The organism is Numidum massiliense, from assembly GCF_001375555.1.
GTDB lineage: Bacteria > Bacillota > Bacilli > Thermoactinomycetales > Novibacillaceae > Numidum > Numidum massiliense.
Genome location: NZ_CTDZ01000009.1, coordinates 3,121,585 through 3,140,714, shown reverse-complemented (window position 1 = coordinate 3,140,714; position 19,130 = coordinate 3,121,585). Strand labels below are relative to the sequence as shown.

The 19,130-nt window shown below is 50.9% G+C and carries 19 protein-coding genes, 1 tRNA gene and 1 pseudogene; 20 read left to right on the top strand and 1 reads right to left on the bottom strand.

Annotated elements, in window-relative coordinates; genetic code table 11:
* The first annotated feature begins 12 nt into the window (after nucleotides 1-12).
* The 12 genes from yabP (at nucleotide 13) to cysK (ending at nucleotide 11,859) form a co-directional block, all read left to right on the top strand.
* Nucleotides 13-300: a sporulation protein YabP gene (yabP, locus tag BN1247_RS14725; protein WP_054951681.1), complete on the top strand. Its 288-nt coding sequence runs from the start codon at nucleotides 13-15 to the stop codon at nucleotides 298-300.
* A complete protein-coding gene (yabQ, locus tag BN1247_RS14720; RefSeq protein ID WP_054951044.1) occupies nucleotides 297-788 on the top strand; it encodes a spore cortex biosynthesis protein YabQ in 492 nt (163 codons plus the stop codon). The genes yabP and yabQ overlap by 4 nt, the downstream gene beginning before the upstream one ends.
* Nucleotides 789-807: 19 nt before the next feature.
* Nucleotides 808-1,254 (top strand): FtsB family cell division protein, encoded by a 447-nt coding sequence (locus tag BN1247_RS14715; RefSeq protein WP_054951043.1) that lies wholly within the window; start codon nucleotides 808-810, stop codon nucleotides 1,252-1,254.
* A 173-nt stretch (nucleotides 1,255-1,427) separates the two neighbouring features.
* Nucleotides 1,428-1,814 carry a S1 domain-containing RNA-binding protein gene (locus BN1247_RS14710; protein ID WP_054951042.1) on the top strand — a complete coding sequence of 129 codons (387 nt, stop codon included), beginning with the start codon at nucleotides 1,428-1,430 and terminating at the stop codon, nucleotides 1,812-1,814.
* A gap of 102 nt (nucleotides 1,815-1,916) precedes the next feature.
* Nucleotides 1,917-1,993, top strand: a tRNA-Met gene (locus BN1247_RS14705).
* A gap of 169 nt (nucleotides 1,994-2,162) precedes the next feature.
* Nucleotides 2,163-2,627 (top strand): ribonuclease FAU-1 family protein, encoded by a 465-nt coding sequence (locus BN1247_RS14700; protein WP_054951041.1) that lies wholly within the window; start codon nucleotides 2,163-2,165, stop codon nucleotides 2,625-2,627.
* Nucleotides 2,628-2,930: 303 nt separating this feature from the next.
* The gene (gene spoIIE, locus BN1247_RS14695) at nucleotides 2,931-5,405 is read left to right on the top strand and encodes a stage II sporulation protein E (RefSeq protein WP_054951040.1); all 2,475 of its coding nucleotides are present in this window, start codon (nucleotides 2,931-2,933) and stop codon (nucleotides 5,403-5,405) included.
* A gap of 417 nt (nucleotides 5,406-5,822) precedes the next feature.
* Entirely contained in the window at nucleotides 5,823-7,226 is a 1,404-nt protein-coding gene (gene tilS / locus BN1247_RS14690) for a tRNA lysidine(34) synthetase TilS (protein WP_054951039.1), read from the top strand.
* A 16-nt stretch (nucleotides 7,227-7,242) separates the two neighbouring features.
* The gene (gene hpt / locus BN1247_RS14685; protein WP_054951038.1) at nucleotides 7,243-7,782 is read left to right on the top strand and encodes a hypoxanthine phosphoribosyltransferase; all 540 of its coding nucleotides are present in this window, start codon (nucleotides 7,243-7,245) and stop codon (nucleotides 7,780-7,782) included.
* Between the two features lie 64 nt (nucleotides 7,783-7,846).
* A complete protein-coding gene (gene ftsH, locus BN1247_RS14680) occupies nucleotides 7,847-9,793 on the top strand; it encodes an ATP-dependent zinc metalloprotease FtsH (RefSeq protein ID WP_054951037.1) in 1,947 nt (648 codons plus the stop codon).
* A 242-nt stretch (nucleotides 9,794-10,035) separates the two neighbouring features.
* Entirely contained in the window at nucleotides 10,036-10,803 is a 768-nt protein-coding gene (locus tag BN1247_RS14675; protein WP_054951036.1) for a type III pantothenate kinase, read from the top strand.
* A 126-nt stretch (nucleotides 10,804-10,929) separates the two neighbouring features.
* Complete coding sequence (gene cysK / locus BN1247_RS14670) at nucleotides 10,930-11,859, top strand: cysteine synthase A (protein WP_054951035.1); 930 nt, start codon at nucleotides 10,930-10,932, stop codon at nucleotides 11,857-11,859.
* Between the two features lie 72 nt (nucleotides 11,860-11,931).
* Here cysK and BN1247_RS18040 read toward each other — a convergent pair whose 3' ends face one another.
* Nucleotides 11,932-12,132, bottom strand: coding sequence for a hypothetical protein (locus tag BN1247_RS18040; protein WP_187119803.1), 201 nt, complete (start codon nucleotides 12,130-12,132; stop codon nucleotides 11,932-11,934).
* Nucleotides 12,133-12,135: 3 nt separating this feature from the next.
* Between BN1247_RS18040 and folP the strand changes: the two genes are divergently transcribed.
* From folP to BN1247_RS14630, 8 genes and pseudogenes are all read left to right on the top strand, one after another.
* Nucleotides 12,136-13,266, top strand: a complete 1,131-nt coding sequence (gene folP / locus BN1247_RS14665; RefSeq protein ID WP_187119802.1) for a dihydropteroate synthase — start codon at nucleotides 12,136-12,138, stop codon at nucleotides 13,264-13,266.
* A gap of 3 nt (nucleotides 13,267-13,269) precedes the next feature.
* Nucleotides 13,270-13,623: pseudogene (gene folB, locus BN1247_RS14660) on the top strand (dihydroneopterin aldolase); the annotation flags it as partial.
* A 161-nt stretch (nucleotides 13,624-13,784) separates the two neighbouring features.
* Complete coding sequence (gene folK / locus BN1247_RS14655; RefSeq protein ID WP_054951034.1) at nucleotides 13,785-14,318, top strand: 2-amino-4-hydroxy-6-hydroxymethyldihydropteridine diphosphokinase; 534 nt, start codon at nucleotides 13,785-13,787, stop codon at nucleotides 14,316-14,318.
* On the top strand, nucleotides 14,270-14,491 hold the full coding sequence (locus BN1247_RS14650; protein ID WP_054951033.1) for a helix-turn-helix domain-containing protein: 222 nt from the start codon (nucleotides 14,270-14,272) through the stop codon (nucleotides 14,489-14,491). The genes folK and BN1247_RS14650 overlap by 49 nt, the downstream gene beginning before the upstream one ends.
* A gap of 128 nt (nucleotides 14,492-14,619) precedes the next feature.
* Entirely contained in the window at nucleotides 14,620-16,110 is a 1,491-nt protein-coding gene (gene lysS / locus BN1247_RS14645) for a lysine--tRNA ligase (protein WP_054951032.1), read from the top strand.
* A 407-nt stretch (nucleotides 16,111-16,517) separates the two neighbouring features.
* The gene (locus tag BN1247_RS14640) at nucleotides 16,518-17,780 is read left to right on the top strand and encodes a C40 family peptidase (RefSeq protein WP_054951031.1); all 1,263 of its coding nucleotides are present in this window, start codon (nucleotides 16,518-16,520) and stop codon (nucleotides 17,778-17,780) included.
* Between the two features lie 348 nt (nucleotides 17,781-18,128).
* Nucleotides 18,129-18,602 carry a CtsR family transcriptional regulator gene (locus tag BN1247_RS14635; RefSeq protein WP_054951030.1) on the top strand — a complete coding sequence of 158 codons (474 nt, stop codon included), beginning with the start codon at nucleotides 18,129-18,131 and terminating at the stop codon, nucleotides 18,600-18,602.
* A 4-nt stretch (nucleotides 18,603-18,606) separates the two neighbouring features.
* Complete coding sequence (locus tag BN1247_RS14630) at nucleotides 18,607-19,122, top strand: protein-arginine kinase activator protein McsA (protein ID WP_054951029.1); 516 nt, start codon at nucleotides 18,607-18,609, stop codon at nucleotides 19,120-19,122.
* Nucleotides 19,123-19,130: the final 8 nt, after the last annotated feature.

Here is a 19,130-nt window from a genome sequence, read left to right as displayed (position 1 = left end):
GTACATGCTATGATGGCGGAGCAGCAATATCGCACGACGCACGAAATCGTCATGCTCAACCGCAATTCACTCGAAGTGAGCGGGGTCGTCAATGTCGAAAGTTTTGACAGTGAAGAGTTTTTACTAAACACAGAGTGCGGTTACTTGGCAATTCGTGGAAAAGATTTGCATATAAAGACGTTGAATCTCGAACAAGGGAAGGTGGCCATCGAAGGTGCACTGTACGACATCGGGTACTTAGACGAAGGCACACAGACGCGGGAGCTAGCTAAAGGGTTCTTTAGCAAGTTGTTTCGGTGAACGCGTATCCCCAGTGGCAGGCGCTCGCCGCCATGCTCGGATCGGGACTCCTTTTAGGCAGTGCCCTTGACTTGTATCGCGTGTTAAAGGGAAAGTTGCGCATAACTGGTTGGGTCGTCGCGATCGTCGATTTGTGTTATTGGGTGCTTGCCGCCTGTTGGATCTTCGGAGTCCTCCTGTGGAGCACTTGGGGCGACCTGCGTTTTTATATGTTGCTAACGTTGTTCTTCGGAATCGGCTTGTATTATTTGTGGTTCAGTCGGACGACGATTGCGGTGTTGCTAGTCGTTATTCAAATCGTACAGCAACTTACGCGGCTGTTTGTCAATGTGTTGCGAGTGCTCATTTGGATACCTCTTACGTCCATTGCCCTTTTCTGTTGGACAATCGTCAAGTTTTTACTGCGCATCACGTTTGCCGCAAAGCTACTACAGGTTTTAGCAGGAAAATGGCAACAGGTGAAGAATGTCTTATTACGGAGAAAATGATGCATCGGAGTGAACAGCGATGAGAAAAAATAGAAAAAGAGAATCCTCCGTCGTACGGTTTGACCCGATCGCGAATAACAACGGGGGGAACAGTGACCGGCATAAAGGTAACAAAGGTAACCGTCCGAGCCGCGAGAGACAGGCGACACCGCCAGCAAACGTTCCGCTGGCAAAACCGAAACGCGGGTCGGGAGGAGCGAAACGTCGGCTCACAGTCTGGCTGTCGGTCTGCGTCGTTTTTTTCGCCTGGGCCGCCATTCAGTTGTTTGTGATTGAAGGGAATCTAGCGAAGAGTCAGGAAGAACTCGTCGGGGCGCATGAACAGCTAAAACGGGCAAAAAAACACAACGAAAAATTGCAAGAGGAAGTGAAACTTTTAAAAGATCCCCAGTATATTGCTGAGTATGCGCGTAAACATTTATATATGAGCGGTGAAGGAGAGATAATCTTCGACTATGCACCTTAACCGGCGGTTGACTTTTTTTTAAACTCGGTTATAATTAACCGTACAACTATGCATTAATAAGGTATCTGGAACGCACGTCGCACAAAAAGAATGTGGGCATTAAAGCGTTTTAACGAACACTGCGAAAGTGGGATCCGGGTCCTGCGCACTTTTTAAGGAGGACGTTTTTGTTCATGACAATTGATGTGGGCAGCAAATATGAAGGAAAGGTGACAGGGATCACCCATTTCGGAGCATTTGTGGAGCTGCCAGGTGGTAAAACTGGGCTTGTGCACATTTCTGAAGTCGCGGATCAATACGTAAAGGACGTCAAGGATCACTTGTCGGTCGGCGATACAGTTACTGTCAAAGTAATGAACGTCGACGATAACGGTAAAATTGGCTTGTCCATTCGCAAAGCGCAAGATCGACCACCAAAAACTGACCGTCGGAGCCCGAGACGAGATCGTTCATTCGAAGACAAATTAAGCCGCTTTATGAAAGATAGCGAGGATCGTCTAACATCACTTCGTCGTCATACAGAAGGCAAACGAGGCGGTCGCGGAGCCCGTAGAGGTTAAGCGGCATTGCTGACATACGGCTGTACAATATTGGCGGACACGACGACGACCAGGAAGACACGACAGTCGTGGACGCCACACAGTGTTTAGTTTGCTCAATACGGCGGTGTAGCTCAGCTGGCTAGAGCGTACGGTTCATACCCGTGAGGTCGGGAGTTCGACTCTCCCTGCCGCCACCACACAACCGATTCCCGACGAGATGCACGCATCGCAATTTTTTGGGGGGATCGGTATTTTTGTACACGCCGCGTGGCGTTTTTTTTATCACTGTTTTAAAACAAATTACGTGGCATGTTTCGTTTAAAGAGCGACTAAAAGGAAAAAATGTCTACTAGAGGAGGGGATTCGGTGGATGTAACGATCAAGAAAATTAAGTTTACAACGCTAAACAAAACGTATACGGAACTCGTACGCGCGTGGCGCGGTCCGAATTGCTTTGCTACGCAATACCCGAACCCGGACGGCAAACGCATCTTTTTGACGTATTATATGGTGGATCAAGGGTATACCATTTCCAAAGTGTTTAATAAGAAGGGCGATTTTATATACTATTACTGTGACATTATGGAAATGAAGCGCCTGAGCGACATGCATTACGTGATGGTCGATTTGCTGCTCGATCTGATCGTTTACCCCGATGGCAGTTACGATGTGCTCGACATTGATGAATTCGCCACTTCCATCGACAAAGGGGAACTTAAACGAAAACAGCAAGTGTATGCCTTACACATTTTACATCACATGATTCAGCTGCAAAAAAAACGCCAACTCATTCCATCGTTCGTCGCTGAAGCGACGATGTACCCACTTTGAGGCACACTTTCACTTGATGTAAAGCAACGAGATGTTTATTTAAAATTGTGTAACCATTTGTCGGAATATCGCTGTAGTCGACAAGAAACAGCCTATCCTCCATAAAATCGACGGACAATTTAACAGTAGCAAGTAAAGAAGCTCAGTGCCAGGGACTGAGTTTTTTGCGTTGTAAGGCGGAAAAGTGGCCTGCCCGAACATTGTCGGAAAAAAAGTTTGTGCTGTCAGTTTTTTTGACAAATTATGTTCATGCGCCCTTGTATAATAAGAGCCACTTACCCAAAACAAAGGAGATGGACGTACATGCGATCATTCTCGCTCGGGCGACAAGTCGTAAACACGGGTAAAAAATTGATCAAGTGGCCAAAAATAAGGGGAACAGCACGTCAAATGTCCTTTGTCGCCCTGAAACGCTGGGACCTCTTGCTACTCGCGATCAGTTTCTTACTCGGACGGGCAGTCATTTTAGATCAAGTGTCACCTTTTGCCTTACCCTTCTTAGCTGTCGTGTACTATTTAAAACGGAACCGCTTACTTCCGGTAGTTGTGTTTCTCCTCATCGGTGCGAGTACGGTGGACGGCAATCACTTAGCGTGGCTGACGACGTTGTTTGCGTTGTTTTTCCTGTTGCAAAAAGGAACGGAGCAGTTCAAGTTTAAAAGCGTCAACTACGTACCGTTAATCGTATTTTGCACCTTGCTCGTCGCGGCGAGTGTGCGTCTCGGGTTTACGGGCTGGACATTTTACGACGGTGTGCTCGCGGCGATTGAAGTCGTGATCGGCGTACTGCTGACCTTCATCTTTGTCCAATCGCTTCCCCTCATTACGAACAAACGGCGCCAATTTACGATGAAGCCGGAGGAGATCGTGAGCCTTGTCATTTTGCTCGCGACGGTAATGACCGGGATGACGGGATGGACAATCGGAGGGTTATCGGTCGAGCACATTTTTTCCCGCTACTTCATTCTTCTTTTCGCCCTCGTAGGAGGTGGGATGCTCGGAGCGACAGTCGGCGTCGTCATCGGAATGATCCTCAGTCTTTCCAACCAACAAGCGATGTGGGAAATTAGTCTACTCGCCTTTACGGGGTTACTTTCCGGTCTGTTCCGCGAAGGGAAAAAGTTGGGTGTCGCAGTCGGCTTTTTCATCGGAACGTCCATTTTAGCGTTATATGCCGGTATGAACACGTTATGGTGGACGACGATCCAGGAGTCGGCGCTCGCAGTGCTCTTGTTTTTACTCACGCCGAGTACGTTCGCGCACACATTGTCGCGCTATATACCTGGCACGACGGAAAACGTGCAAAGCCAACACGAGTATGCGCGCCGCGTCCGCGATTTGACGGCGAAAAAAGTGGAACAATTTTCACACGTGTTTACTGAGTTGTCACATAGCTTCTCGGACAAATACAATAGGCCGCAACAAGATGAGGCGTATTTACAGCAGTTTGTCGATACGTTATCAGACACAGCGTGCAGCCGATGTCGTAAGTACGACGAATGTTGGGGACCGAAGTTTGTACAGACGTACACTGGGTTGACCGATCTGATCGCTTTGGTGGAACTGGAAGGGAATAAAGGTCACATCCGTGTGCCGAAAGAATGGGATGCACACTGTATTAGAAGCGAGCGGATAATGGCACGTATCAAGAAGCAATACGATACGTATCAGTACGATTTATATTGGCAAGAGCGCTTGCGCGAGACACAGCAAATCGTCGCTGAGCAGTTGTCCGGCATGTCACAAGTGATGCTTAACTGGGCGGGAGAAATTCGCCGGGAAACAGAGGTGCTTTCCGCACAGGAGGAGCAAATACAAACGGCGCTAGAAGACTTAGGGCTCGCCATCGATCGCATTGACGTCATCAGTTTAGATGAGGGAAATGTCGAGGTAGAAGTGACGTTACCGGAAAACGACTATTTGGACAGCAGCCGTAAAGTTATTGCCCCGCTGTTAACAGATGTCATCGGTGAGCACATTACCGTGTATACGCGGGAAGGGGCTAGTGACCGTACAGAAGGCGTACAAACGGTGGCGTTCGGATCGGCGCAAAACTTCGACGTGCAGGCAGGCGTCGCGGCAGCGGCCAAAGGGGGTGGCTGGCTATCGGGGGACAGTTACAGTTATTCAAACTTAGGAACGGGCAAGTATGCGGTCGCGATAAGCGACGGGATGGGTAATGGGGTGCGGGCGCGAGAGGAAAGCCAAGCAGCGTTAAAACTGCTCGGGCAGTTGCTACAATCGGGGATGGAGGAGCGCATCGCTGCCAAGACGGTAAACGCGATCCTCGGAATACGCTCAACGGACGAAATGTTCGCGACGATCGACTTAGCACTCATCGATTTAGATACCGCGCGGACGACATTTCTCAAAATCGGTTCAGCTCCGAGTTTCATCAAACGGGGGAACGAAGTCATATGTGTGACGGCGAGTAATCTTCCGCTCGGTATTTTACAAGATATTGACGTCGATACTGTACACGAGCAACTATTGCCTGGGGACGTTCTCGTCATGATGACGGACGGGGTGTACGATGCGTTAGAGGTTACAGTCCATAAAGAGGAATGGTTCAAGCGTGCCATCGGCGAAATAAAAACGCAGGAACCGCAAGGGGTGGCTGACGTCCTCCTAGAAAAAATGGTGCGTGAGCAAGATGGGGCGATTGAAGATGACATGACCGTTGTCGTCGCTAAAATCGATCATTCGCTTCCCGATTGGCAAACAATCGCGATCCCGGGCATGCCAAGGCTATCGCGCCATGAAGCACCACAACATTAATTAGTAGCGGCAGCGACTAGCGACTGGTTAGCAAGCGGTGCGACACTGAAGTAAACTGCGATGATATAAGGTACAAAAGGTACAAGCAAGGACGTATGCAATCACCCTTAATGGGCATGTTCGTTTAAAAAGATATGTTCATACAGCGATGGAGTTGAACAAGGGGAAATTCGCGGGTGCGGCCTCAGAAGGTCGCACCCCCATGTATAACATCTATCGGCTCCGCATTATTTCCTTGGAAATAATGCGGCTGCTTACGCATGCCGAGATACGGTTGAAGAAGAAAGCTTACTTATCGCGCAGTGGAAGGTGTATATGCTATAATTAGCTGTGAAAATGTAGAATGTGTACTTCCTCGATGTAGCGTAAAGTTGCAAAGCTGCATAGCGGTTGATCCGGGTGAAGGTGGTATTGTTCGTGTTCATAAAACAAATGGAGGCGACTATTCGCGAATACGCGTTATTGCAAACAGGGGATTGCATCGTCGTCGGCGTTTCCGGCGGGCCGGATTCGCTCGCGTTGCTGGAAGGGCTGCGCCACTTGTCTGCCGCCTATGAATGGCAAATCGTCGCTGTCCATGTCAATCATCAGTTGCGTGGCGAAGAAGCGATAGCAGATGCCCAATTTGTCGCCCAGTTTTGCCGCGACCGCGACGTTGCCTGTTATGTACGGTCGGTCGATGTGCGACGTCATTTGCAAGAAAACGGTGGGAATTTACAGGAAGTAGCGAGACGTCTCCGCTACGACGTGTTTCGCGACGTTGCAGCGCGTGTCGGCGCAACGAAACTGGCGCTCGGGCACCATGCGGACGATCAAGCGGAAACAGTACTTATGAGATTTTTGCGCGGATCGGGCACTGCGGGCTTAGTAGGTATTCCCGTTAAGCGTACGTGGGAGGGCATTGACATTGTCCGCCCGCTTTGGCGTACGTGGCGGACAACAATTGAAGCCTTTTGCCGCGAGGCGAAGCTCGCGCCCCGCGACGATTCGAGCAATCACTCGACTAATTATGTACGCAACCGCGTGCGGTTAGAACTTATTCCGGTGCTGGAACAGTATAATCCACAGATTAAGACGGGAATGTTACAATTAAGTGAACAGTTGGCAGCGGAAGAGGTAATGTGGGACAATTGGACTAAGGAAGCGGCAGATCAGGTGATTGTAAAACGGGGCACCACTGAATGCGTCTTGTCGATCCCCGAGTTTCACACGTTAAACCTAGCTTTACAAAGGCGAGTCGTTCAACTAATATTAAGTTATCTTTCGATTCGTTCATGGGTACACATTGAACAAATCCGCCTGTTAACATACCGTGACTCACCGTCGGCGCAGCACGATCTCCCCGGAGAATGGGAGGCGGTTCGCGACTACAACTTTATCCGGTTCAGGAGGCGAAAAGAACCCTCCGCTTCAGAAGGCGATTGTACCCTGCTCAACGTTCCCGGTGTGACGCGTGTGCCAGCACCGTACGACACTTACTTGACAGCTGTCGTTACATCGGATGACATTGAAACTTGCGAATGGGGGATGCGATGGGCAGTTTTTGACGCGGAACACATAACCGGAAAACTATACGTGCGCACGCGCCTGCCAGGCGACCGTATACATATTAAAGGAATGAGCGGCAAAAAGCGGGTAAAGACGCTTTTTATCGACGAGAAAGTCGGGAGAGACGTGCGTAGTTGGTGGCCGATTGTTACCGACGAGGCGGACATCTTGTGGATTCCGGAGCTTAGACGCTCACAAAAAGCGCTCGTTTCGGCGGGGACCAAGCAGCGCATTTACTTATTTTTTCATACTGCGCATTCATTACATATGTAGAGGTAGGGGGCTTTGTATGCATGACGATATCCGGGAAATCTTGTTCACTGAGGAGAACATCGCAAAGATCGTCAGCGATCTCGGCCAGCGACTAAGTGAGGATTACCGGGGAAAAAATCCACTCGTTATTTGTGTGCTTAAAGGTGCGACACCGTTTATGGCGGACTTAATACGTCGTATGGAAATTCCGTTAGAGATCGACTTTATGGCTGTCTCCAGTTACGGTTCAGCGACGCAATCGTCCGGTGACGTACGCATTATTAAAGACCTCGAGGTGTCAGTGGAAGGGCGGCACATATTAATCGTCGAAGACATCATTGACACGGGGTTGACATTGACGTATTTGATGGATATGCTCAAACGACGTCACGCGAGGTCGATCAAAGTTGTGACGTTACTCAATAAAGTCGAGCGACGGTCGAACGATTTCGAACCCGATTATATCGGCGTGCAAGTACCAGACGAGTTCGTCGTCGGTTACGGTCTCGACTACGCCGAAAAGTACCGAAACTTACCTTATATCGGCGTATTGAAGTCAGAAATATATAAGGAGTAACGTATTGTGACAGGCGAAACGGTGTGTTAAAATAAAAGATGTTGCGTTTGAGAGGAGGTAAGGGATGAGTCGGTTTTTCCGGCAAGCCGGAATATATATTATTTTGCTGCTCGTTGTCGTAGGGCTAATGAATTTGTTTGTAGCCAACGGACAAGATACGAAGCAGATCGAGTACAATGAGTATCGCCAACAATTATTAAATGGGAAACTCCAAGATATTACTGTTCGTCCTGACGGTGGTACCTACCTTATCGAAGGAAAGTATGTGGGCGGCAAAACCAGCTTTAAAACGCGAGCTCCTTACTATAATGATAGGGTCATTCCTGAATTGGAAAAGGCCGGGGTGAAGGTCAAGTTTGAAGCGGAAGAAGGCCAGTCGCTTTGGTTCACCTTCTTTACGTCCATCATCCCGTTTTTAATCCTCTTTGCCCTCTTTTTCTTTGTGCTTAACCAAGCACAGGGCGGCGGCGGCAAAGTGATGAATTTTGGAAAAAGCAAAGCGAAACTGTACAACGAAGAGAAGAAAAAGGTGACGTTTGACGATGTCGCAGGAGCGGACGAGGAAAAGACCGAGCTTGTCGAGGTTGTCGACTTCTTAAAAGACCCGCGCAAGTTTTCTAGCGTTGGGGCGCGTATTCCGAAAGGCGTGTTGCTCGTTGGACCGCCCGGTACAGGAAAAACGCTCTTGGCACGTGCCGTAGCGGGTGAAGCAGGTGTGCCGTTCTTTAGCATTAGCGGTTCCGACTTTGTCGAAATGTTTGTCGGGGTCGGTGCTTCGCGGGTACGCGACTTATTTGAGAACGCCAAAAAGAATTCTCCTTGTATTATATTTATCGACGAAATTGACGCCGTCGGTCGGCAACGCGGTGCAGGTTTAGGCGGTGGCCACGACGAGCGGGAACAGACGTTAAACCAATTACTCGTCGAAATGGACGGCTTCGGCGCCAACGAAGGGATTATCATTATGGCGGCGACGAACCGGCCGGACATCCTCGATCCCGCCTTGCTCAGACCAGGGCGCTTTGACCGGCAAATTACGGTTGACCGCCCAGACGTCGCCGGACGGGAAGCGGTGTTGAAAGTACACGCGCGCAACAAGCCGTTGGCAGACGATGTCGATTTATCGGTGTTTGCGCAGCGCACGCCTGGCTTTACTGGCGCCGACCTGGAAAACTTGTTAAACGAGGCGGCGTTACTAACGGCTCGCCGGAGTAAAAAACAAATAACGAAAGACGAAGTCGAGGAAGCGATTGACCGCGTCATTGCCGGACCGGCGAAAAAGAGTCGCATCATAAGCGACATAGAAAAGAAAATTGTTGCCTATCACGAAGCTGGGCATACAGTCGTCGGCTACCACCTCGAACACGCCGACATGGTGCATAAAGTGACAGTCGTCCCGCGCGGCAGTGCCGGCGGGTACACGGTTATGTTACCGAAAGAAGACCGTTACTTTATGACGAAGACGGAGCTAATGGAAAAGGTGATCGGTTTACTCGGCGGGCGCGTCGCGGAAGAAATTGTGTTAGGGGAAATTAGTACCGGTGCACACAACGACTTCGAGCGCGCGACCGAACTCGTCCGGCGAATGATTACCGAGTTCGGAATGAGCGATCGTCTCGGCCCGATGCAGTTCGGCCGTTCGCAAGGACAAGTGTTTTTAGGCCGGGATATCGGTCACGAGCAAAACTACAGCGACGCGATTGCGTACGAAATCGACAAAGAAATGCAAGACACGATTCGCAGTTGTTATCAGCGTTGTACTGACTTGCTTACAGAACACCGCGACCACTTAGAAATCATTGCGCAGACGCTTCTCGTGAAGGAGACGCTCGACGCCGAGGAAATTAAACAGTTGATTGAACACGGCAAGTTGGGCGTTCCCGAAGTTGACTCGAAAGTAAAAGTACAGATTCACGGGAAGAAAGATGAGACCGCTCAAGAAGACGATTGGTTGGCAGACATGACGGACAGTCTCAACACTCCGAATAAGGATGATCACGACAAGGCGTAACACGGACGATGGCGCGTGAACGGGCAAAGGTTCTTATTGTCCAGACAGCAACAGTCGTAAACATAAACAACGAACACCTAGGTTGAAGCAACGGGGCAACCTAGGTGTTTTTTCCTTTCGTGTCCGCTGCGATACTGACGGGGTAGTGGCGGGCACGGTGTGGTGCTTTTTTACCGCGCGTAAAACTGCTATGCTAATGAGGTAAACGTCGACAGACGGGTAGACAGAAAGTAGGTGTAGCGATGTTACTCGCGATCGATATCGGAAACACGAACATTTTACTCGGCATTTATGTGGAACGGCAGCTCAAGCGATACTGGCGCATCCATACGAACCGGCTCGCGACAGCGGATGAGTATGCGGTCATCCTCCGACAGCTTTTGGCAGCTAGCGGTCTCGCTGAGCGTGCGATCCGCGGCGTAGCGATCGTCTCCGTCGTCCCATCCGTTACAATTGTGTTCGAGCGGATGGTGCGCCACTATTGGCACTTAGAGCCTCTTGTCGTCGGTCCCGGTGTAAAGACGGGGTTGAACATTAAAGCGGAAAATCCGAAAGAAATAGGAACAGATCGCATCGTCACAGCCGTTGCCGCGAACCATTTGTACAGCGGACCGTCGATCGTCGTCGATTTTGGCACCGCGACGACGTTTGGCTTAGTGAATGACCGCGAACAATATTTGGGCGGTTTAATTGCCCCCGGCCTCGGGATATCCACTGAGGCACTCGTTAATCAGGCTGATCAATTAGCGAAATTTGAAGTCGTCAAACCGACGCATTTGTTAGGAAAAAATACGATAAAAGCGATGCAATCTGGGGTATACTACGGTTACATCGGGCTTGTAGACGGTATTGTCCATCGCTTGCAGGAGCTGGCCTCCAATGAGGCCACCGTGGTCGCCACGGGAGGGTTAGCGGAACTCATATACGCGGATACGGAGACGATCGATGAACACCGTCCGCTCCTCATCTTAGAAGGGCTTCGTCTCATTTACGAGCGCAACGTATCGTGATAAGAGTAACTCCTACAAGGGACAACATATATGGGCAACAACTCGTTGACAGCAGCATGTGCCATTGCTATTATAGGGATGAAGGTAATATCCTACTGATTCGATAGGAATAGGGGGGTTGACGGTATGCGCGTAGCGAACACTATTACTGAATTAATCGGGGAAACACCACTCGTCAAATTAAACCGGCTTGTAGGTAAAGACGACGCAGACGTTTATTTAAAGTTAGAGTTTTTCAATCCGGGGAGCAGTGTGAAAGACCGGATCGCGATTAGTATGGTCGAGGCGGCGGAACGGGAAGGTAAACTGAAGCCAGGTGCAACTATCCTAGAACCGACGAGCGGCAATACGGGGATCGGCTTAGCGATGGTCGCGGCGGCGAAAGGTTACCGCGCGATCCTCGTCATGCCGGAGACGATGAGTGTGGAACGGCGAAATTTATTACGTGCGTACGGTGCGGAAATCGTCTTGACGCCGGGATCGGAAGGAATGGGTGGCGCGATCCGCAAAGCGGAAGAAATCGCCCGCGAGCACCCAGACTGTTTTGTACCGCAGCAATTTAAAAATCCCGCCAACGTACAAGCTCACCGGGAAACGACTGCCGAGGAATTGCTCAAGCAAACGGGCGGCAAGCTCGACGCTTTTGTCGCCGGAGTCGGGACAGGTGGGACGGTTACTGGCGTCGGGCAAGTACTAAAACAGCACATCCCCAGCGTGACAATCGTCGCGGTCGAACCGGAGGACTCTCCTGTTTTATCCGGTGGCAACCCAGGTCCGCACAAAATTCAAGGGATTGGGGCCGGATTCGTACCCGACATTCTCGATACGGACGTGTACGACCAAATCGTCGCCGTAAGCAACAGTGATTCGTTTTACTGGGCGCGTCGCCTCGCACGCGAGGAAGGCATTTTGGGCGGTATTTCGTCAGGGGCCGCTGTTAGTGCTGCTTTGCAAATCGCGAAAAAACTCGGCAAGGGTAAAAAAGTCGTCGCTGTCGTTCCGAGTAACGGTGAGCGGTACTTGAGTACCCCGCTCTTTCAGTTTGAAGAAAATTGAACGATCGCCCATGGTGAAGCGCGTAAGATCCACGTAAGGAGCACGTTGGTGACAGTGCTCCTTTTTTCGTGTTTAAGGGTATTTTGCATGGCGAACGATCAGGTCTTGACTGTGGGCATCGTAGTCAGCTAGTAAGATATGTAGTACACTAAAATAGATTAGCTTGTACAGCGTGCAGCAGAGGAAAAAACGGTTAAACACATGGTCATACGCCTTGTAAACCGGGCAAACTAAATCGCTGTTAAACGTCATAATAAAAGAAAAGGAGGCCACCTAATGGAAGCAAACGTGTACGTGTTACAATCTATTCCCTCGCCGCTTGCATCTGAAACAGCATTCGTATCGCTCGCGGTGGAAGGTTTTCCGCACATAGCCCGTGCCAGCGTCGCCCAAGGGACGAACATAGGGGCGGAATGGCAGGAATCGCCACGCCAACTCGTCCTCTCTGGCACAGTGCCGGAAATTCGCGCGGCCGTTACCCGCTGGCAAGAGACGCTCGCCCCTTGGCAACAGGCGGTGTTAAATGTGCTTGCGCGCACGGGGAACGGGTGGCCGCACAAGCCGCTCAAAGTCGGCAAGTGGTTCCTTCCTTGGCACGAGCGAACGCTCGTTATGGGCATCCTCAATGTGACACCTGATTCCTTTTCCGATGGCGGCCGTTACCGGCAAGAGGAAACTGCGCTCGAGCACGCGCGCGCCCTTGTCGCCGCTGGGGCGGACATGATCGACGTCGGCGGGGAGTCTACGCGACCGGCAGGTGTGTACGGGGAAGGGGCTGCTTTCGTTTCAGCCGAAGAAGAAAAGGCGCGCGTGTTGCCGATCGTCAAGCGGTTAGCGCGCGAACTGGACGTGCCAATTTCTGTCGACACGTACAAAGCCGAAGTGGCGGAAGCTGCTCTTGCGAGCGGAGCCCATATCGTCAACGACGTGTGGGGCTTTAAGCGCGACCCGAAGATGGCAACTATCGTCGCCCGTTACGGCGTTCCGGCTGTCGTCATGCACAATCGGGAGCGGATCGACTACGATGAACGGCGGCCGTTTATGTACGAAGTAATCGACGACTTGCGCGAAAGCGTGGCGATCGCACGTGCGGCAGGCGTAAACGAGGATCAACTCATTCTCGACCCGGGAATCGGGTTTGCAAAAACGTATGAACACAACGTGCAAGTGATGCAGCAGTTAGAACAAATTGTAGCGCTCGGTTACCCTGTCTTGCTCGGGACATCGCGCAAATCGCTGATCGGTGAGGCGCTCTCACTTCCTGTCGACCAACGCGTTGAAGGGACGGGTGCGACCGTGTCTGTCGGCATTGCCAAAGGGTGCCGCATCGTCCGCGTGCACGACGTGCAGGAAATGGTACGCGTCTGCCGCATGACCGATGTACTCGTACAGCCACTGGGAGGATGACGTATGGATAAAGTGTTTTTACGGGAAATGACGTTTTATGCCTACCACGGGGCTTTTCCAGAGGAGAATCGGCTCGGCCAACGGTTTACCGTCGATTTACAGTTAGGCCTCGATTTAAGAGCAGCGGGGCAGAGCGACGACTTACAGCAAACAGTCAATTATGCAGAAGTATACGAAGTCGTGCGCCGAGAAGTAGAAGGTGCGCCTGTAAAGCTCGTCGAAGCGTTGGCGGAACAAATCGTGAAGCGGCTATTTGCCGCGTTTCCCGTAACAGACATTACAATCCGCCTGATGAAGCCTGATCCCCCGATTCCTGGTCACCTTCGCGCGGTAGGCGTAGAAATCACAAGGCAGCGAAGCGAGTACGACTGCAACGGGTCTAGCGGTAGTGAGCAGGCGACGTGTAGCGTGGAAGCTAGTGTGCGCCGTACGGGCAAAGTGCGTACGGACGCACCTAGCTGTGCACGTAGTGTAAGTAAAAGGCGACAAACGAGCGATACGTGCGGTGTCGGTAAAGAATGAGTGAATATGTACGCACTTACTTAGGTCTTGGTTCAAATCTCGGCGATCGGATCGGCTTTTTGCGCGGTGCGATCGGGGACTTGCAAAGGCATCCGTACATTCAGTTAGCGGCGATCGCTTCTGTGTACGAAACGAAGCCAGTCGGGTATACGGCGCAAGGGGAATTTTTAAATACAGTCGTCGCAGTCGATACGACGCTCGCTGCAGAAGCGTTACTCGACGTAACGCAAGCGATCGAAAAAAAATGGCAGCGGGAACGCACGGTACGCTGGGGACCGCGCACGTTAGATATTGACATCTTGCTTTACGGGACGGGGATCGTACAGACAGAGCGGTTAACAGTACCGCACCCGCGCATGAAGGAACGGGCCTTCGCTTTACTGCCGCTTTCGGAGCTCGCACCTGAACTAGTCTTACCCGGAACAGCGGAGTCCGTGTCCGAACACGTCCAAAACGTCGGAGGGAAAGAAGGGGTAACGCTGTGTGCCACATTATCATTGGCCGCCGAATTCGGGCTTTCCGTCGGTTAAAGGGGTATACGCAGCAACAGTTGGCTGACGAGTTAGGCATGTCAGTAGCCATTGTCGGTGCCGTCGAGCGAGGGACGCGAACAGCTAGCCAGCAACTGTTAGCGCAAATCGCGACGGTGCTGCATATTACCGTGGAAGAACTACTCCCCTCGGGGGACGAGTACGAGCGGTAGCGTCCTGTGAAAGCAATACTTTTTGTGGTATAACTAAAATATTATGTGCGAGTGAACCCCCGGGGGCCATAGCCGTCGGGTTCTCTTATTCGCGATGCGGCTGCCGTTAATTTTTGAGGAGGTATACAATGGAACAGGCGTTAAATGAACTATTACAAATAAGGCGCGACAAGTTACAGCAGTTACGCGACCAACAAATCGAACCGTTCGGTCACCGTTATGAACGGACGCACACGGCGGAGCACATTCATACGACGTTCGGCGATTGGTCGAAAGAAGCGTTAGCCGAGGAGACGCACCGCGTCACAATTGCCGGGCGGATCATGTCCAAACGCGGGCACGGTAAAACATCGTTCGCGCATTTGCAAGATTTGTCGGGCAGCGTGCAAATATACGTGCGCAAAGATACTGTCGGGGAAGCGGCTTACGAGTTGTTCTCGCTCCTCGACCTCGGGGATTGGATCGGGGTGGAAGGGAGCGTCTTTCGCACGAACCGTGGCGAACTTAGTGTACAAGCCGAAAAGATTGCGTTATTGTCGAAATCGCTTCGCCCCTTGCCCGAGAAGTTCCACGGACTGCAAGACGTCGAACTGCGCTACCGCAAACGTTATTTAGACTTAATCGTGAACCCGGGTGTGCGGCAAACGTTTGTCATGCGCAGCAAAATTATTCAGGCGATCCGACGTTACCTCGACGAGCATGGCTTTTTAGAAGTTGAGACGCCGACGATGCACGCCATTCCCGGCGGCGCGGCGGCACGCCCGTTTGAGACGTATCACAATGCGCTGGACATACCGCTGTACATGCGGATTGCGATCGAATTGCACTTAAAGCGGCTCGTCGTCGGCGGCTTAGAAAAAGTGTACGAAATCGGCCGCGTCTACCGTAATGAGGGCATTTCCACCCGGCACAATCCGGAATTTACGATGCTTGAACTGTACGCTGCGTACACTGACTACAACGACATTATGGATTTGACGGAAAACCTCGTCGTCCACGTAGCCGACGAACTGCTCGGATCGCGGGAATTAGACTACCAAGGGATGAAAGTCGACATGTCGCTGCCGTGGCGACGCCGTTCGATGGTCGACCTCATTAAAGAGCACGTCGGCGTCGACTTCTCGCAAGAGATGAGCGATGAGGAGGCACACGCCCTGGCCCGCGAACACGGGATTGAAGTGAAGACAGAAATGACGTTCGGGCACATTGTGAATGAGTTTTTTGAGCAGCGAATCGAAGAAAAGCTGATCAATCCGACGTTCGTCTACGGGCATCCAGTGGAAGTCTCGCCTTTGGCTAAAAAAAATACCTCCGACCCGCGGTTCACCGATCGGTTTGAGCTGTTCATCGTCGGGCGCGAGCACGCGAACGCTTTTACCGAGTTGAACGATCCGATCGATCAGCGCGCGCGCTTCGAAGCACAGTTGATCGAGCGGGAACAAGGTAACGACGAAGCGCACATGATGGACGAAGATTTTATCGAAGCGTTAGAATACGGTTTGCCGCCGACTGGCGGACTCGGGATCGGCATCGACCGGTTAGTGATGTTGCTCACAGACTCCCCCTCCATTCGCGATGTACTACTGTTTCCACAAATGCGCGCAAAGAGTGGCGAATAAAAAACGGTGTGACAAAAAAACATCCCCTTCTGTCCATGCAGAAGGGGATGTTTCAATTGCCCTCTGGAACGGTTTTTTTACACGTGTTGAAACTTTTTTTTCCCGAGCGACGTTAGCCTGTTTGAATGCTCATTTCACGCCAGACACCTCGTTGACACTAGCTAGAGCAAGTACGTGTGAATAAGGAGGTGGTGACTGAGGCGAAAAAATAACTCTACCAATTTTGTCCGCAAGTGTGTTATTGTTGGTAATATACAGCAAGGTGCTATACAACAGGTGCAATAGCAAAGCGAAAGGAGGGTAGCGGACAGACATTCCGACAAGGGCATGTATACACATAGACTACATCTTGCGGATAAGGGGATCATCGAATACACAGATGAAAGAGTAAGGGGAGGTAAACATTAGTGTCACGCTTCCAAACCTTTATGAAGCGTCTCTTAGCATTGACACTTGGGGTCGCGCTATTCGCAGTACCCCTGAACAGTTATGCCGCACTCGGGGATCAAACGCTCCGGGAAGGCATGAGTCATAAAGATGTGAAGCAGCTGCAGGACAAGTTGAAGAAGAAAGGCTATTTCAAGTACAAAAAGTCGACGGGCTACTTTGGGCCGATTACGACGAAAGCCGTGAAAGACTTTCAACGCGCCCATAAGGTTAAGGCGAGCGGCGTCGTCGACAAGCGTACGTTCCGAGCGCTAGGTGTAAAAAAAGGTAAAGCAGTTACCTCTAAAGCGTCGGGCAGTTCCAAAAAGGCGAAGACGCTGCGCCAAGGAATGAGCGGTAAGAAAGTAAAGGATCTTCAGTCGAAGTTGAAAAGACTCGGCTACTTTAAAACGAACGTCACTGGTTACTACGGCCCAATCACTAAGAATGCCGTGAAGGCATTCCAGAAGAAGCACAAGCTAAAGGCAAACGGAATCGCAGGGTCAAAAACGATTGCTAAGATCAATAAAGCGGCTAAGGCGAAAAAGGCGAAGAAAAAGCCAGCCAAGAAAACTACCAAAAAGTCGGCAAAGAAGCCAGCAAAAAAAGTTAAGACGCTGCGCATCGGTTCAACTGGTAAAGCCGTTACTGACTTGCAAAAGAAGCTAAAAAAACTCGGCTACTTTAAAGTCGGTGTGACTGGCTATTACGGCACAGTGACACAGAAAGCTGTCAAAGACTTTCAGTGGGCTTACGGTATGAAAGTGACTGGCGTCGCTGGTCCGCAGACGATTAAGAAAGTGAACGATGCGGTGAAAGGGAAAGTAAAGCCAGTTAAAAAGAAAAAGAAGAGCAAGAAAGCACCGAAGAAGAAAAAAGGACTCAACACGAAAAAGCTCGTTAAAGAGGCAAAGCGGCATCTCGGCACTCCCTACCGTTGGGGCGGGACATCACCGGGCGGCTTTGATTGCAGCGGCTTTCTCCTTTACGTGTACAAAAAGCAGGGCGTACACTTACCGCGCACGACTCAAGCGATGTGGAACAAAGGGAAGCGCGTATCCAAGAAAAAACAAGGGGACGTCGTCTTCTTCCATAGCACGTATAGTGCTCCAGGTGCCACTCACGCGGGTATTTACATCGGCGGTAACTTGTTCATTCACTCCGCAAGTTCCGGTGTAGAAATTAGCAACGTCTACGGCCCATACTGGGGAAGCCATTATATGGGGACGAAAAAGCTGCATTAGACGTTAACGAACCGTGATCGGTGAGTGAAGAGACCTTTCACTAATGATACAACTGTCGGAAGCACCATGGGGATGTTCCGACAGGCGTGCAAGTAATTGTTCGAGAAGCGACTGATGGTAGCACCATAAACGACAGTCATCATATCGGGGCCTTTCGAACAACTACTTTTCAAAAACTTGGTTTCGCCGTCGTGGCGGAACCAAGTTTTTTTTGAAATTTTGTATATCGCACCACCTGGTTAGGGCAATATAAGAAATAAATTGGCCTCCGCCACTTGTCAAACGGCGGCACACTTTATATAATAAAGACATAAGGTCAAAGTTAGTCAAGGTCAACGGAGGCGGGATATGGCGAATATTTCGGACATCATCGAGCAGCACATCAAGCAAATACTCGCGCAGTGCGGTGACGGTTCTCTCGAGATCCAACGCAGCGAACTCGCCAAAATGTTTCAGTGCGTGCCATCGCAAATTAATTACGTCATCAGTACGCGCTTTACCGTAGAACAAGGTTATCACGTAGAGAGCAAACGGGGAGGCGGTGGCTACATCCGCATCTCCAAAATAGAGTGGACGTGCCCGAAAGCGTGGTACGACAACATCGTAAAATTAATCGGGGGCAGCATAACGGAGACGGCAGCAGAAGGTGTGATCGAACAGCTGTACGAACAAGATATGGTGACCACGCGTGAAGCGCATCTGATGCGAGCCGCGATCTCGCGAGAAGTCATTAAAGTGCCGACACCGATTCGCGACCAACTACGCGCCAACATCATGTTGGCATTCATTAGGAGCTTAGTGGTGCGCACAGAAAGGGGATAAGTGCATGCTTTGTCAAGAATGTGGAAAGCGACCGGCGACATTGCACTTTACGAAAATCGTTAACGGGGAGAAGACGGAGTTTCACATTTGTGAACCGTGCGCTAAGGAAAAAGGGGAGTTTCTGCCTGACTGGCATAACGGCTTTTCCATTCATAACTTGCTAGCAGGTATGTTAAATACGGATTTTTTTGACGCCGATAATAGGCCGCGGACCGGTGACTCAGGGCAGTTGCGCTGTGAAACGTGCGGGATGACTTACCAGCAGTTTAGTAAAATCGGCCGCTTCGGGTGCAGTGACTGTTACCACTATTTTGAGCCTGTCTTAGAGCCGCTCATTCGCCGCGTACACGGTAATACCCAGCACAGCGGAAAATTGCCAGCCCGCAGGGGCGAACATTTAAAACGACGTCGCGAATTGAGTGAGCTAAAACAGAGGCTTGCACAACTAGTTGCCAAAGAGGAGTTCGAGGAAGCGGCGCACGTTCGCGACCGCATTCGCGAGCTCGAGCGGGATCAGTAGGGGGGATC

Coding starts and splice junctions, on each gene's coding strand:
- BN1247_RS14675 (WP_054951036.1), top strand. CDS start 10,036: ATGTTACTCGCGATCGATATCGGAAACACGAACATTTTACTCGGCATT.
- ftsH (WP_054951037.1), top strand. CDS start 7,847: ATGAGTCGGTTTTTCCGGCAAGCCGGAATATATATTATTTTGCTGCTC.
- folP (WP_187119802.1), top strand. CDS start 12,136: ATGGAAGCAAACGTGTACGTGTTACAATCTATTCCCTCGCCGCTTGCA.
- BN1247_RS14630 (WP_054951029.1), top strand. CDS start 18,607: ATGCTTTGTCAAGAATGTGGAAAGCGACCGGCGACATTGCACTTTACG.
- yabP (WP_054951681.1), top strand. CDS start 13: ATGGCGGAGCAGCAATATCGCACGACGCACGAAATCGTCATGCTCAAC.
- BN1247_RS14710 (WP_054951042.1), top strand. CDS start 1,428: ATGACAATTGATGTGGGCAGCAAATATGAAGGAAAGGTGACAGGGATC.
- BN1247_RS14715 (WP_054951043.1), top strand. CDS start 808: ATGAGAAAAAATAGAAAAAGAGAATCCTCCGTCGTACGGTTTGACCCG.
- folK (WP_054951034.1), top strand. CDS start 13,785: ATGAGTGAATATGTACGCACTTACTTAGGTCTTGGTTCAAATCTCGGC.
- lysS (WP_054951032.1), top strand. CDS start 14,620: ATGGAACAGGCGTTAAATGAACTATTACAAATAAGGCGCGACAAGTTA.
- spoIIE (WP_054951040.1), top strand. CDS start 2,931: ATGCGATCATTCTCGCTCGGGCGACAAGTCGTAAACACGGGTAAAAAA.
- cysK (WP_054951035.1), top strand. CDS start 10,930: ATGCGCGTAGCGAACACTATTACTGAATTAATCGGGGAAACACCACTC.
- hpt (WP_054951038.1), top strand. CDS start 7,243: ATGCATGACGATATCCGGGAAATCTTGTTCACTGAGGAGAACATCGCA.
- BN1247_RS14635 (WP_054951030.1), top strand. CDS start 18,129: ATGGCGAATATTTCGGACATCATCGAGCAGCACATCAAGCAAATACTC.